A 13,741-nucleotide genomic window follows, 5' to 3' on the forward strand; every position below is an offset into this window, starting at 1 on the left:
TCTCCTCTGCTTCGTTTGTTGATTGGCCCCCAGCCATATAAGTAAAAGCATCCCCCCATTGAAAGGAAAGATGCTTTAACGTTATTCTACCGGAATAAGATGCTTATTTTTCAAGAAATAATCAATGCCCGAGTATACCGTAATAGCGGCTGCTACCCAGCTTGCGATAACATCGAATGGAAAATCAATGAAATTAAACGGGAAATTGTTGATCAACAGCGCAATGATCATAGTAATTTGAATCGCCGTCTTCCATTTGCCCCATGTGCTGGCAGCCATGACCGAGCCCTCCAGGAGCGCGATTTGACGAAGACCCGTAACAGCGAATTCTCGGCTGATGATAACAATCGCAATCAATGCATTCAGCTTGTCCATTTCAACGAGTGAAATAAGAACGGCTGCAACAAGCAGCTTATCTGCCAATGGATCGAGAAGCTTGCCTAGGTTCGTTACGATTTTGTTTTTGCGGGCGATGTAGCCGTCTAACCCGTCTGTACTTGCTGCCACAATAAAAATAAGTGCCGCTGCGATTTGATTGTATGTAATGGAGAAGTCAGAAATGCTAAACGACCCCAAATCCACTTTGATAAGCAGAAAAAACATAATAACCGGCACTAAAAATATTCTGGCTAAGGTAATGCGGTTCGCCAGATTCACGCAATTCCCTCCTTAGATCGGTCTAACTCAAAGGTGTGCGTTACGCGAACCCTTTGTTCGTGAATAATACCGGATTTTCTTTCCAGCTGCGGACCCTTTGCTAAGCAACCTTGAGTGACTGCATGTGTGCTTACTTTCATCTATGTATCCCCCAGATCCTACTGTAAAGCTATCTAAACAAGTATAATACATGCCCATACACGTGTCAAAAGCGGCTAAAGCCTCATATTGCCTCTTTGCGCTAATGAAACGAAAAGCCCCGTTTCTCGAGTTCCGATGAAACGAAGCTTCGCTATTACGAGCGGTAATTGGTAAATTGAAGTTCTACGGGCAGGTCTGCTTCTCTAAGCAGCTTCATAACGGCCTGCAAATCATCAAGGCTTTTGCCCGATACTCTAATCTGATCCCCTTGGATCAAGCTTTTCACCTTTAGCTTTGAATCCCGAATGAGTATATTGATCTTTTTGGAAACATCCTGCTCGATGCCTTGTCTAAGCTTGATCCGTTGACGTACCGTATTGCCGGAAGCGCCTTCGATTTTACCGTAATCCAGGTTTTTAATGGGAACGCCGCGTTTCACCATTTTGGACAATAGAATATCAAGCACATTCTTCAGCTTGTAATCATCTTCGGATGCAACGACGAGCTCTTCCTTTTCGAGTGCGATGGAGCTTTTGCTGCCTTTGAAATCAAAGCGGGTTTCAATCTCCCGTTCCGCTTGCTTAATCGCGTTAGCCAATTCTGCCATATCCACTTTGGATACAATATCAAATGCATTTTCTGAAGCCATTAAAACCTCTCCTTTGGTACATTAATCATTATTCCGCTTGATCGCTTTCGTTATTTGGCGTAGGTGTAACCTGGTCCGTTGTTGGAGTTGCTCCATCCGCTAGCGGCTGAAGAAGCAGCTTCTTGGATCCCGCACGGTCCCCGTCTGGTACTAGAACGCCATCTACTGTGATTTCGGTTAGATCGGATCTTCCTACATTGATATAGATCGGGCCAACGAGGTCGTAAGACTCTATCGTTCCGTCCTCCGCATTCGCAGAATACAGCTTTTCGCCTTGGTTGCTGTTCGAGCGAACCTCAAGCCAGCTTCTTCCGCCTACGATTTTCACTTCAATTTTATGCGTTTTTCCTGCAGGGCCGATATCGTATTGATCAGCCTTCCCTACTTTGCTGCCGAATGTAACGGTAGTTGGCGCTTCAGTCGGAGTAGGCGCAACCGGTTCGGTTGTTGGCGTAACTTCGCCCTCGGCCGTATCTGTGTCGTCAGTCTGAACCGGCGGTTCGGAAGCTTCCGTAATATCGGTGCTATTATCGACCTGCTCTGGATTATCCGCATCTTTATTGATGACGTACACCCAAATGACGACAACGATTAAGATAAGAAAGGACCACATCATGACGTTGAAGCCGATTTTGCCAAGTCTCTCGGACGATTGCGATTTAACCCGACGCGGTGCTCTTACGACGATTGGTTCGGCAATTTGCTCAATCGGCGCTGCCGGCACCTCATGCTGATACAAACGAAGTACTTCGTCCGGATCAAGTCCAACAGCCTCTGAGTAATTTTTCACAAATGCGCGTACATAAAATGGTCCAGGCAAAACCGTGTGGTCTCCGCTTTCGATCGCTTCCAGGTACCGTTTTCTAATTTTTGTTGTTTCTTGAATATCATCTAGCGTTAATCCGCGCTGGTCTCTCGCCTTGCGAAGCAATTCTCCTAAATCAGACATGAGACGGCCTCCTTCCGATTAGAAATCGTCTGTGTAGTTAGCTGTAAATGATTCGTACGATATTTCTTCATCCGGCGTATTGCGTAACTCAACGATAATGTCAAAATGGCTGTAATCGAAATTAGATTCCTTAATGAAAATATCTGGATGCTCAATGACTTTTGTTGAAGGCATCGCCATAATTTCTTGAAGCAGGCCATAATGCTTCTCGTTTGAGCGGATCGTGCTTACAATCCCGTCAATTATGAATATATTGTTGGGCTGCATTTCATCCTCTGACAGCTGGCTTCTAACCGTTTGCCGCAGCAGGGTGGATGATACGAACGTCCAACGCTTATTCGAGCAAACGCTGCCGGCAATAATCGATTCCGTTTTGCCGACACGGGGCATCCCACGTAAACCTATAACCTGATTGCCGTCGCGTTTAAACACTTCACCCAAGAAATCAACCAAAATACCGAGCTCGTCGCGCGTAAATCTGAACGTCTTGCGATCGTCTGAATCACGCTCAATGTACCGGCCATGGCGAACCGCCAAAATATCAACAATTGTAGGCGTTCTCAGTTTGTTTACCGTTATATTATCAACCTTTTGCAGCATTTTGCCAAGCAGCTCGATCTTCTCGTCATCATCGGTCTGAAGAAGCATTCCTCTCGTTCTATCTTCCACACCGTTGATGGTCATGATATTAACTTCTAGCATACCTAACAAAGAAGCGATATCTCCGAGTAAGCCCGGCCTGTTTTTATGTATTTTGTATTCCATATACCATTGTTTCGACTCCAAAGCTGTCACCGTCCTAAGCCTGTTCTTATAGAAGTATGTAAATGATGGATACTCCGTCATGAAACATAATTCTACAATTTTCGTCACAATCCTGCAAGCCAAAAAGAAACATTGCAGAAAAGCCTCCTGTAAGGAGGCTCTCCTGCTTCTGCTTCTGCTTGAGGAAAATGTCGAATTAATAAAACGACTACGATTGTTGGACGAGCTTGACCATGAGGCCAGCAAGAACTTTACGTTCTGCCTCGTCACCTGCATCCCATAGCTGTTTTAATACGCGCTCTTCCTCATTTTTCGGATCTACCTTCTCATCGAGAAAGGTACCGATTTCATAAGCAAGGCTTGAAATCGTTTCTTCCGTCATCCCGATCTTCTTTGCTTGAGATACACGGTCTGCCAAGAAATGCTTCCATGTGGCAAAATTAGAAAGGACAGTTGACATGTTTCTTCGCCTCCTAAAGGTATAGAAAAGAATCATCAACAGTCATATCATGCGTAGATGCTTCCCTAATTATGCACATGGCCTGTCCGATAAAGCTTTTTTTTGATTAAGTGTGCCAACCGCCATTCGGACTGATGACTTGGCCCGTAATATACGATGATTCAGGCAAAGCCAAAAAATAAACAAGCGATGCGATTTCTTCCGTCGAGCCAAATCGTCCCACAGGAATTTCCTGCTGCATGGCAGCTTTTTCTTCCGCGTTAAAGCCGTCCATCATTTCGGTTTCAACAGCACCTGGCGCTACTGCATTTACCGTAACCCCGGTTGGCGCCAGCTCCTTCGCCAGCGCCTTCGTAAAGGCATTCATGCCGCCCTTTGTCGTTGAATAAAGCACTTCGCAAGACGCGCCGGACATTCCCCATATGGAGGAAACGTTAATGATACGGCCATAGCGCTGCGCGATCATATTCGGCATGAACAGCTGCGAGCAAAGGAACATGCCTTTGAGGTTAACGGACATCACATCATCCCATTCTTCCTCCGAGACATCCATCAGCATGCCATAATGAGATATGCCGCCGTTATTCACAAGGATATCAGGCAGCATGTTATGGCTCTCCAGCTTCTCCCGCATCCGCTCGAGCTGCTCCTTGGAGCGCAAATCTGCTGAGATCGTCAATACATTCGCGCCTAATGCCATACAAGTTCTTGCCGTTTCGTTAGCTGTCTCATGAGATTGCAAATAATGAATGACGATGTTAACTCCCTCAGCCGCAAATCGTCTGGCAATGGCTGCCCCGATTCCTCGGCCTCCCCCTGTAATTAACACCGTCATTTGCTGGAGCGTCTTCATTTTGACGGCTGTTCCACAATCGATACCGCAAGCTGTTCGAAATCAAAATGCTCGCGCAGCCGCGCATTGACATCGTCAAGCGTACATTTTTCGTAAAAATCGAGGACATCGAACATATCGCTGTCGCGAAAACGGTATCTTGTAAATTCACCGGCTATCGCTTCTGGGGAATTGAGCATCCGCAAATATCCGCCGATTTTTTTTCGTTTGGATCTCTCAAAAGCCGCAGCTTCAATTCCGCTTGCCAAAGTACCTTCTACGGCAGTACGGATTTGCTTGATGAGTTCATCCGGATTCGGCGTATCGCCGCCGATTACGGAGAAAGCATAACCCATACTTGAATTGTACTCATGTCCGAAGGAGTCGGAAATCAAATCATTCTCGTAGAGCTGCTGATAAAGCTTTGAGCTGGGCCCAATAAGTGCTTCCAGCATCAGCTTGGTCGTAACCTCTTGACGAAGAAGCGCTTCGCCCGTTAGACCCGTCTGTTTTTCTTTGAATCCGAGCATGCATTTAGGCAAGGAAACGGGCAGTTCCGTAACTTTTCGGCTAACCTTCACGGCTTCCGGTTCTTTTTCAAAATACCGCTCAATCTCGCCTTGAGGTTCAAATGTTTTGGTGCTTTGATTATCGCGAACAAGCTGAAACACTTCCTCAGCCTTCACGCCGCCAACGACGAATAGCAGCATGTTCGATGGGTGATAAAAGGTTTTGTAGCAGCGATATAACGTTTCTTTATCGATCTGCCTGATGGATTCTACCGTACCGGCAATATCGATATGGACGGGATGCTCATGATACAGCGCATCGATGAGACCGAAATAAACTCTCCAGTCCGGATTGTCGCGATACATATTGATCTCTTGCTCGATAATGCCCTTTTCCTTTTCTACGTTCGTATCCGTAAAATAAGGATTTTGAACAAAATTGATCAACGTTTCTAGATTCGCATTTATTTGCTCCGTCGCAGAAAATAAATATACCGTACGGTCAAAGCTCGTAAAAGCGTTGGCAGAGGCGCCCTGGGAAGCAAACACTGCAAAAATATCGCCGGTCGGCTCCTCGAACATTTTATGCTCCAAAAAATGAGCGATGCCGTCAGGCACCTTTACCGGTTGCTGATTGCCGACTGAAAAACGGTTGTCGACCGAGCCGTATTTTGTGGAAAATGTCGCATAGGTTTTGTTGAAGCCTTCCTTTGGAAGCACGATAACCTCTAGTCCGTTATCAAGCACCTCGCGGTACAGCGTTTCCTGCACATTTGGATAACTAAGGGTTTCCATCGTTATGCCTCCTTCCGGTCACGCAAAAAGTAAATCGTATCGAGCTGCACGCGCTCGGCAACCTTCACGATATCCTCGGCGGTAACGGCTTGAACCTGCTTCAGAAGCTCTTCCGCACTTCTTTGCTTGCCCGTGAGCACGCCGTTAAAATCGTATGCGATCATCTCGTAGGCTGAGTCTTGAAGCTCACGGAGGTGATTGGATATCATGGCTTTCGTCTGATTCATCTCAAGCTCGGAAAGCTGTCCCTGGCGCATGCTTTCAAGCTGTTCTTTAATAATAACGACCGCTCTGTCATAGTTAGCAAATTCAATTCCGGATTGGATGGTGCAAAGTCCTTTATGGCCATCAAGACGGGATGCTGCATAATAAGCCAAGCTTTCCTTCTCCCGCACGTTAAGAAATAACTTCGAGTGAGGATAGCCCCCTAAAATACCGTTGTACATTAAGGCGGCCGGATATTCATCGTCGATATAGCCTACGCCGGTACGCAAGCCCAAATTGAGCTTGCCTTGGCTGACTTCCATCCGTTCCGTTACATTTTTCACTTCTTTGACCGTATGCTGAACGTTTGGCGCTGCATAAGCGGACGGTGAGCCGTTTTTAAGCTTAAAGGCTTTGGATACGAGCTCCGTCACTTCGGCTAACGTTGTATCGCCAACGACATACAAATCAAGTGCGGCTTGATCCAGCCATTGCTCGTATTGCTCATATAGCGATGCAGGCGAAATCGCATCAATCTCTGCAAGCTTCCCAAGAGGGTGCAGTCGGTAAGGCTCATCGGCGCACATCTCTTCCAAGCAGCGCTCCGCGGCGTATCGAATCTTATCATTAACGATAGCTTCTAAGCGTTTCTTAAGCGTTGTCTTCTCGGCATCGACATATTTTTGATGAAAGCCGTCATTCTCTAATAAGGGATCCGTAATGACATCCCCCAAAAACTGAAGCGATTCCGCAAGGAGCGGCGTGTTCGATGACACAAACTCATCGTTGATGACATCCATACGAAATTGGACGATTTGGGAATCGCCCCTTTTATATACATCAAACCCAAAGCCTGCTCCATATAAATCGTCAAGCTTTTCTCGGAAAGTAATGGTTTCAGGCAGATTGGCAGTACCTCTTCTCAGTACAAACGGAATAAGAGCAACCGGCGTAACCGTTGCTTCATCGAGCGTGAGTCCCGCAAATAAGGAAATGGCAAACGTTTTGAATCGTTTTGTAGGCATCACATGCAGACGGATGTGCTGCAGCTGCCCTCTTTCGAATATGGACACTCGGTTTGCTCCTTTCATCGGCCATTATAGAGTAAATCTATTCCATTAGACAAATCACTATACCATTCTAACCTATAGGAAATGGAAGAAGCAACCACTCCTGCACTTGGCAGTAACGGCTGCTTCCTTTCGTGAAAATCTTATTGTTACATACAGAAAATATGCTTCCCGATCGTTTTAATCTGCGTTCTCGTCCATATCCATTTCGAAGTGGCTGTGTCGGGATTAAAGTAATAGATGCAGCCGCCGGTTGGATCCCAGCCATTGATAGCATCTTCGACCGCCTCTCTTGCTTTCGCATTCGGAGTAAGCCAGATTTGACCGTCCGCCACTGCCGTAAAAGCACCAGGCTGAAAAATAACGCCGTAGATCGTATTCGGAAAGCTTTGCGATTTCAAACGGTTAATGATGACAGCCGCAACCGCAACTTGCCCTTCGTAAGGCTCGCCACGTGATTCTCCATATACGGCATTTGCCATCATTTGAAGATCATTTTCGGTTAAGCCTAACCGGTTAGATTTAGCAATCGTTGTTTTGTTGCCTGTAGAGCTTGCTGTTTCTTTGCCGCTTGATCCCGCGTTAGAAGCTGGCGGAGCCGCAGCCGTTGGTTTCCATGCTTTTGTAGCTTCCCAAAGCTTCAGCTTTGTTTTCGCACCGACGACTCCGTCCGATTTAAGCCCGAACTTCCACTGAAACCAAGTAACTGCATTTTTAGTGCTCGTACCGAATTTCCCGTCTATTTCGCCTTTGAAATAGCCGAGATGCTTGAGTCGTCCTTGCAGTTCATTCACGTCCTGACCGGAAGAACCCACCGTTAAGGTAGCGTTGCTGAACGTTTCCGTAGCTTTTTCACGCTCACTGTGCAGGAATGAAAACGAACCGAACAACAACAGTACGATAATCGAAGTCACTAAAATCAAACGATTTCTCATGATAGGATCTGCCTTTCTCTTGCAAGTTAGTTCGCTTAAGGTAGCGTTACCTAACTTTAGTATGAGAAATTCATCCCGCTTCTATGCACAATATTCCGCTATCAGCAAACACCTTCATCTAGGAGCTAACTTTGCCAGCTTGGAATTGATCTATCGTAATCAGCACTTCCCTTGGTTTGCTTCCTTCATAAGGCCCTACGACCGAGCGTGCTTCCATCTGGTCAATTAATCTTGCAGCTCTTGTATAGCCGATCCGCATTCTTCGCTGCAGCAAGGAAACCGAGGCTTGCTTCGCCTCTATAATAATTTGAACGGCTTGATCATAAAGCTCGTCCAGCATCTCGTTTCCTTCGGCCGTTTCCTCTTCTACCTCCGGAACAAGATCTTCTTTGTATTCCGCTTCAGCTTGGCCCCGCGCATAATTGACCAGCGTCTCAACTTCCTGATCCGACAAAAAGGCGCCTTGGACCCGGATCGGCTTGGACATTCCGACAGGCAAGAACAGCATATCACCCCGGCCAAGCAGCTTCTCAGCCCCTACCATATCCAAAATCGTACGCGAATCCACTTGCGACGAAACCCCAAACGCAATCCGAGACGGAATGTTCGCCTTGATCACACCTGTGATGACATCGACGGATGGCCGCTGCGTGGCAATGATGAGATGAATGCCGGCGGCACGTGCCATTTGCGCAAGCCTCGCGATCGAGTCCTCCACATCATTTGCGGCCACCATCATTAGATCTGCAAGCTCATCCACAATAACAACGATATAAGGTAATACGGCTGCGGGATTATCCGCCATTAACGTATTGTATCCTTCTATGTTGCGCGTCGCGGATTTGGAAAACAGCTCGTAGCGGCTTTCCATTTCAACAACGATTTTCTTGAGCGCGAGCGAAGCTCTCTTCGGATTCGTCACAACGGGAGCCAGCAAATGCGGAATTCCATTGTAAACATTCAGTTCGACCATTTTTGGGTCGATCATTAGAAACTTCACTTCATCAGGCGCTGCCTTGTACAAAATACTCGTAATAATACCGTTAATACAAACCGATTTACCCGAACCCGTCGCGCCTGCTACAAGCAAATGGGGCATTTTGGCCAAGTTGCCCACAATCGTTTGCCCCGAGATATCCCGTCCGAATGCGATGGACAGCTTGGAAGCGGCATTTTGGAACGTAGCTGTTTCCATAACCTCCCGCATCGTAACGACGGATACTTCCATATTCGGCACTTCGATTCCGATGGCTGACTTGCCAGGAATCGGCGCCTCCATCCGTATGTCTTTGGCTGCTAACGCAAGTGCGATATCATCCGTTAAGCCAACGATCCGGCTAACCTTGACCCCTGTTGCCGGCTGAACCTCATATCGCGTTACTGCCGGGCCACGCACGACATCAAGCACTTTGGCTCGCACGCCGAAGCTCTCCAGCGTAGCTTCCAGCTTTCTGCGGGAATCGTACATATCCGTCGCGTCAGCGCTTTTGCCCATAAGATTCGGTTTCGTTAACAGCGAGAATGGAGGCAGCAAATACGGCTTAACCGTGCTTTGCTCAATCTCGGTAACTGGACGCTTAGGAACCGTTTGCGCTTGATTCTCATCGGTAACAAGTGCTTCAGAAGCATCAAGTGCCTCGGATGATCTTGCATCAGAGGATTCATCTTCCAATTCTCCTTCAGCATCCGGTTCATCCGCATTCATGGCATCCAGCAGCGGATCATTAGACTCTGGGATAGGATAAGAATCATTCCATGGCTCTTGTTGATTTAGTGAATCCGCATCATGATCGATAATTAATCCGACACTAGATTTTTTCCAAGGCGCAGCGCTGCTCTGCAATAGTTCTTCTTGAACGGCTTCAGTATGTAAATCGGCGCCAGATTTCTCCCAAGGCGGCTCGATATCATTTTGCCAAGCTGGTTTACTGCTGTTTGACGCCTCAGTTCCATCCGGCTCGAATACCCAATCGTCTTGCGCTTCGGTCTGCGTGTTCGTTTCTTCGTCATTGTTATTTTGCCGCCAAGAGAAAAATAAAGATTTTCTTTTCTTTGGAGGAGATATGACATAATCTTCATGGTCATCGTCAATCGTATCGTCATCATCCAAATCCAATGCATCGGGTCTGGTGCTAGCCGCTGCCGATGATGCACGTAAAGAGGCTCTCTTCGCCCACTTAGCCGTAAGCAGTTTAAACATCCGCGTTGCTCTGCCGCTTAGGACTCTTCCTAATTCCACATATGATTTGCCCGTCATCAGCATGATCGAAATGGCGAACATGACAAACATGATCAGCTTTGCTCCGTAATAGCCAAATAATGAGAAAAACAAAGAGTATTGAATAGCGCCGACATAGCCGCCGCTAATTTCTTTGTCTCGAATCGGCAAATCGTTTTCGACAGGTACGCTGATCAACAACATTTGCAAATCACTGCTTAGCTGCCTAAATATCATCGTTCCGGTAAGCCCGACAGTAGGGCTTAATTTTTGATCAATTTCGGATATTGAGCTCATAAGCGTAAAAGCAAGCACCAAAATAAATAAGCCTGTCCGCCTATTTGTCCATCCCTTAGGCCAAGCCCTTTTGATCATGACTGCCAAACCGATAACGATGCCAATTATTGCTAGGACGAAATAAAATTTGCCGAGCACAAGTCCAAATAACTTGGATAACGAGCGCCCGACAGCCGCTTCGCCGGATAATGCTATAATGGAAATCGTAATTAGCAAAATACCGTATACTTCGTATTTTAAGTTTGAGCCTAAAGTTTTTTTTCTTCTCTTTTTCTTCGCCAAATCGGTCACCTCTGGTAAAAGATTATACCATAGGTGGGCAAATGTTCCTATGAGACATTCGTACGAACATCCGTTTGGCGTTATTGGTAATGAATGATGTTACCCGGCATGAACTTGGGATTCAAATAATCATCCAGCTGGCATTCTAATAAACGAACAATTTTCCCCATTCCAGGCGCCACTGGCATGACCTGCATTTTTACTCCGTTAGACCAAATCTCTTGCATGTTTTCCATTTCGTCGTTAAAGCCCTCAAGCACCAGCTCAAGAGGCATATTCGTATAAAGCGTCATTGAAGGGTCACCTCGACTTTGGCGCTTTTAGAAGCTTCAATACGCCGGTTTAATTCCTTAAGCGCCTCGCCTAATCCTCCCACCGCATCGATAAGTCCATGCTTGACCGCATCCGAGCCGATAACCGTCGTCCCGATATCGCGAGTCAGCTCACCGGTCTTAAACATTAGCTCTTTAAAAATATGTTCTGTGACGTTGGAATGCGAAGTCACGAAACGGACGACTCGCTCCTGCATTTTATCTAAATATTCAAAGGTTTGCGGTACCCCGATTACTAAACCGTTTAAACGAATCGGATGGATCGTCATCGTCGCCGTTTCGGCGATAAATGACATGTCTCCGGCAACTGCAATTGGAACGCCGATCGAATGGCCACCGCCAAGCACGAGTGTTACGGTTGGCTTGGTTAAGGATGAAATCATTTCGGCGATGGCAAGTCCCGCTTCCACATCTCCGCCAACGGTATTCAGCACAATAAATATGCCTTCAATTTTATGATTTTGTTCTGCTGCGACTAATTGCGGAATAAGATGCTCGTACTTGGTCGTTTTATTTTGCGGAGGCAGGACGAGATGACCCTCCACTTGCCCAATGATGGTCATACAAAATATATTCGACTCAGTCAGTGAAGGAGCCGAAGTCTGGCCAAGCTGCTGAATCGTATCAACGACAGTATTCGCCCTTTTTTTCTCATCCGAATTTGGATCGGGTTGCTCCGATGTAATGTCATTCTGTGTCTGCCAGTTCATGTACAATCCCCCTTTTGTGATATTGCTCATCATAGTATGGGGTCTGGCGTCGAATTTATACCGAATAAAGTCATGAACCGGCATCTATGCAAAAAAAAGAGAATCGCTTGTGTCCGCCGCGGCAATTGCGGATTGGACAAGCGATTCTCTTCATCAACTATTTGTCGAATTATACTTCCATAATGATTGGTAAAATCATAGGGCGACGGCGGGTTTGCTCGTACAAAAAGCGTCCAAGCGCGTCTTTCACGTTCGTTTTGAGCGATGCCCATTCATTTACTTTATCATTCATTAATCGTGTTAATGTCGATGTAACAATACGGTTTGCTTCATCCAGCAGTCCCTCGGATTCACGAACATAGACGAAACCGCGAGAAATAATATCCGGACCAGACAAGATTGCTCCATCTTGCTTGCTTAAAGTTACCACAACGACCAAAATGCCATCCTGCGATAACAGCTTACGATCACGCAAAACGATGTTACCAACATCGCCAACGCCCAAACCATCGATAAGCACGTTACCCGCTTGCACTTTAGAGCCTTTGCGACCGTTTCCGTTTTGGAATTCGACTGTATCTCCGTTATCGATTACGAAAATGTTTTCGCGTTCGATTCCGATTGCTTCGCCCAATTTCGCATGCTGACGTAACATACGGTATTCACCGTGGATAGGAATGAAGTATTTAGGCTTAATCAGGTTAAGCATAAGCTTCAATTCCTCTTGGCTGCCGTGACCAGAAACGTGCACGCCTGAAACCGATCCATTGCCGTAAATAACGTTTGCGCCCAATCGGAATAATTCATCGACCGTACGTCCAACATAACGTTCGTTGCCTGGAATAGGCGTTGCAGCAATGATAACGGTATCACCAGGCAGGATATCTACCTTGCGATGCGTTGAACGTGCCATACGAGTAAGTGCCGACATCGGCTCTCCTTGACTGCCTGTACACAAAATGACAACACGGTCAGCAGCTAATTTGTTAACTTCTTCCGGTTCAATAATCATGCCTTCCGGAATATTCAAATAGCCAAGGTCTGAAGCAATTCCGACAACATTTACCATACTGCGTCCAACAACGGCTATTTTACGGCGTGTAGCAATTGCTGCATTAATAATTTGTTGGATCCGGTGAACATTGGACGCGAACGTCGCAACGACAACGCGCTGTGATGATTTACGGAAAATATCTTCTAGATTGTCGCCAACTTGAGCTTCCGAAGGCGTATATCCTGGACGTTCCGCATTCGTACTGTCTGAAAGCAATGCCAATACGCCGCGTTTGCCAATTTCAGCGATACGCTGCAAATCGGCGAATTGCTCATTAACCGGGGTATGGTCAAATTTAAAGTCACCTGTATGGACAACAGTACCTTCTGGGGTATCCAAGCTAACGCCAACGGAATCCGGAATACTGTGGTTTGTTCTAAAGAAAGAAGCACGGATCGTTCCTAATTGAATTTCGCTGTCTGCGTTTATGAGAATGCGTTTTGTTTCTCCAAGCAAACCTGCTTCCTTCAATTTACCTTCAATAAGTCCAAGTGTAAGTTTTGTCGCATATAACGGCACATTTAGGCTTTTCAGTACATACGGCAATCCGCCAATGTGGTCCTCGTGACCGTGAGTAATGATGATACCGCGAACTTTGTCGCGATTTTCAGTTAGATAAGAAATATCTGGGATTACGATATCAATGCCAAGCATGTCCTCTTCTGGAAACTTCAAGCCCGAATCGACAACGACGATATCGTTGTTATACTGGATGACGTACATATTTTTACCAATCTCGCCTACTCCGCCTAGTGCAAAAATGAGCAGTTTATCCTGGTTGTTCTTCTTAGACAAGTGTATCTTTCCTCCTTAAAATTTTGCGAAGCAGCTATTGCTTCGTAATCATTCTGTTAAATTTTGCGAAGCATAATGGCTTCTAAA

General features: G+C 46.3%; 13 protein-coding genes. All 13 read right to left on the bottom strand.

Going from position 1 to position 13,741, the window contains the following annotated elements:
- Window positions 1-81: 81 nt before the first annotated feature.
- The 13 genes from pgsA to MRBLPE1_RS00890 all read right to left on the bottom strand — a co-directional run bounded on the left by pgsA (window position 82) and on the right by MRBLPE1_RS00890 (window position 13,654).
- Window positions 82-657, bottom strand: coding sequence for a CDP-diacylglycerol--glycerol-3-phosphate 3-phosphatidyltransferase (pgsA, locus tag MRBLPE1_RS00830; protein ID WP_169083019.1), 576 nt, complete (start codon window positions 655-657; stop codon window positions 82-84).
- Between the two features lie 295 nt (window positions 658-952).
- The gene (locus MRBLPE1_RS00835) at window positions 953-1,447 is read right to left on the bottom strand and encodes a YajQ family cyclic di-GMP-binding protein (protein WP_308994498.1); all 495 of its coding nucleotides are present in this window, start codon (window positions 1,445-1,447) and stop codon (window positions 953-955) included.
- 28 nt (window positions 1,448-1,475) lie between these two features.
- A complete protein-coding gene (locus MRBLPE1_RS00840; protein ID WP_364140328.1) occupies window positions 1,476-2,396 on the bottom strand; it encodes a helix-turn-helix domain-containing protein in 921 nt (306 codons plus the stop codon).
- An 18-nt stretch (window positions 2,397-2,414) separates the two neighbouring features.
- Window positions 2,415-3,182, bottom strand: a complete 768-nt coding sequence (locus MRBLPE1_RS00845) for a DUF3388 domain-containing protein (RefSeq protein WP_138751528.1) — start codon at window positions 3,180-3,182, stop codon at window positions 2,415-2,417.
- Between the two features lie 187 nt (window positions 3,183-3,369).
- On the bottom strand, window positions 3,370-3,621 hold the full coding sequence (locus MRBLPE1_RS00850) for a DUF3243 domain-containing protein (protein ID WP_364140331.1): 252 nt from the start codon (window positions 3,619-3,621) through the stop codon (window positions 3,370-3,372).
- Window positions 3,622-3,727: 106 nt separating this feature from the next.
- The gene (gene ymfI / locus MRBLPE1_RS00855; protein WP_364140334.1) at window positions 3,728-4,474 is read right to left on the bottom strand and encodes an elongation factor P 5-aminopentanone reductase; all 747 of its coding nucleotides are present in this window, start codon (window positions 4,472-4,474) and stop codon (window positions 3,728-3,730) included.
- Window positions 4,471-5,757, bottom strand: a complete 1,287-nt coding sequence (yfmH, locus tag MRBLPE1_RS00860; protein WP_364140336.1) for an EF-P 5-aminopentanol modification-associated protein YfmH — start codon at window positions 5,755-5,757, stop codon at window positions 4,471-4,473. The genes ymfI and yfmH overlap by 4 nt, the downstream gene beginning before the upstream one ends.
- Window positions 5,758-5,759: 2 nt before the next feature.
- Window positions 5,760-7,034: an EF-P 5-aminopentanol modification-associated protein YfmF gene (gene yfmF, locus MRBLPE1_RS00865; protein WP_414698821.1), complete on the bottom strand. Its 1,275-nt coding sequence runs from the start codon at window positions 7,032-7,034 to the stop codon at window positions 5,760-5,762.
- A gap of 146 nt (window positions 7,035-7,180) precedes the next feature.
- Window positions 7,181-7,966 (bottom strand): spore cortex-lytic enzyme, encoded by a 786-nt coding sequence (gene sleB / locus MRBLPE1_RS00870; RefSeq protein WP_364140342.1) that lies wholly within the window; start codon window positions 7,964-7,966, stop codon window positions 7,181-7,183.
- 118 nt (window positions 7,967-8,084) lie between these two features.
- Window positions 8,085-10,763, bottom strand: a complete 2,679-nt coding sequence (locus tag MRBLPE1_RS00875) for an FtsK/SpoIIIE family DNA translocase (protein WP_364140345.1) — start codon at window positions 10,761-10,763, stop codon at window positions 8,085-8,087.
- An 80-nt stretch (window positions 10,764-10,843) separates the two neighbouring features.
- Window positions 10,844-11,056: a YlzJ-like family protein gene (locus MRBLPE1_RS00880; protein WP_364140347.1), complete on the bottom strand. Its 213-nt coding sequence runs from the start codon at window positions 11,054-11,056 to the stop codon at window positions 10,844-10,846.
- The gene (locus MRBLPE1_RS00885) at window positions 11,053-11,805 is read right to left on the bottom strand and encodes a ClpP family protease (RefSeq protein ID WP_364140349.1); all 753 of its coding nucleotides are present in this window, start codon (window positions 11,803-11,805) and stop codon (window positions 11,053-11,055) included. The genes MRBLPE1_RS00880 and MRBLPE1_RS00885 overlap by 4 nt, the downstream gene beginning before the upstream one ends.
- A gap of 169 nt (window positions 11,806-11,974) precedes the next feature.
- On the bottom strand, window positions 11,975-13,654 hold the full coding sequence (locus MRBLPE1_RS00890) for a ribonuclease J (RefSeq protein WP_308994507.1): 1,680 nt from the start codon (window positions 13,652-13,654) through the stop codon (window positions 11,975-11,977).
- Window positions 13,655-13,741: the final 87 nt, after the last annotated feature.

Origin of the sequence: Paenibacillus sp. LPE1-1-1.1 (assembly GCF_040676435.1) — a bacterium.
Classification (GTDB): Bacteria; Bacillota; Bacilli; order Paenibacillales; family Paenibacillaceae; genus Pristimantibacillus.

Excerpts from the sequence above, each read along its gene's own strand:
- MRBLPE1_RS00880 (WP_364140347.1), bottom strand. The coding sequence starts at position 11,056 with ATGACGCTTTATACGAATATGCCTCTTGAGCTGGTGCTTGAGGGCTTT.
- ymfI (WP_364140334.1), bottom strand. The coding sequence starts at position 4,474 with ATGAAGACGCTCCAGCAAATGACGGTGTTAATTACAGGGGGAGGCCGA.
- yfmH (WP_364140336.1), bottom strand. The coding sequence starts at position 5,757 with ATGGAAACCCTTAGTTATCCAAATGTGCAGGAAACGCTGTACCGCGAG.
- MRBLPE1_RS00885 (WP_364140349.1), bottom strand. The coding sequence starts at position 11,805 with ATGAACTGGCAGACACAGAATGACATTACATCGGAGCAACCCGATCCA.
- sleB (WP_364140342.1), bottom strand. The coding sequence starts at position 7,966 with ATGAGAAATCGTTTGATTTTAGTGACTTCGATTATCGTACTGTTGTTG.
- MRBLPE1_RS00840 (WP_364140328.1), bottom strand. The coding sequence starts at position 2,396 with ATGTCTGATTTAGGAGAATTGCTTCGCAAGGCGAGAGACCAGCGCGGA.
- MRBLPE1_RS00835 (WP_308994498.1), bottom strand. The coding sequence starts at position 1,447 with ATGGCTTCAGAAAATGCATTTGATATTGTATCCAAAGTGGATATGGCA.
- MRBLPE1_RS00850 (WP_364140331.1), bottom strand. The coding sequence starts at position 3,621 with ATGTCAACTGTCCTTTCTAATTTTGCCACATGGAAGCATTTCTTGGCA.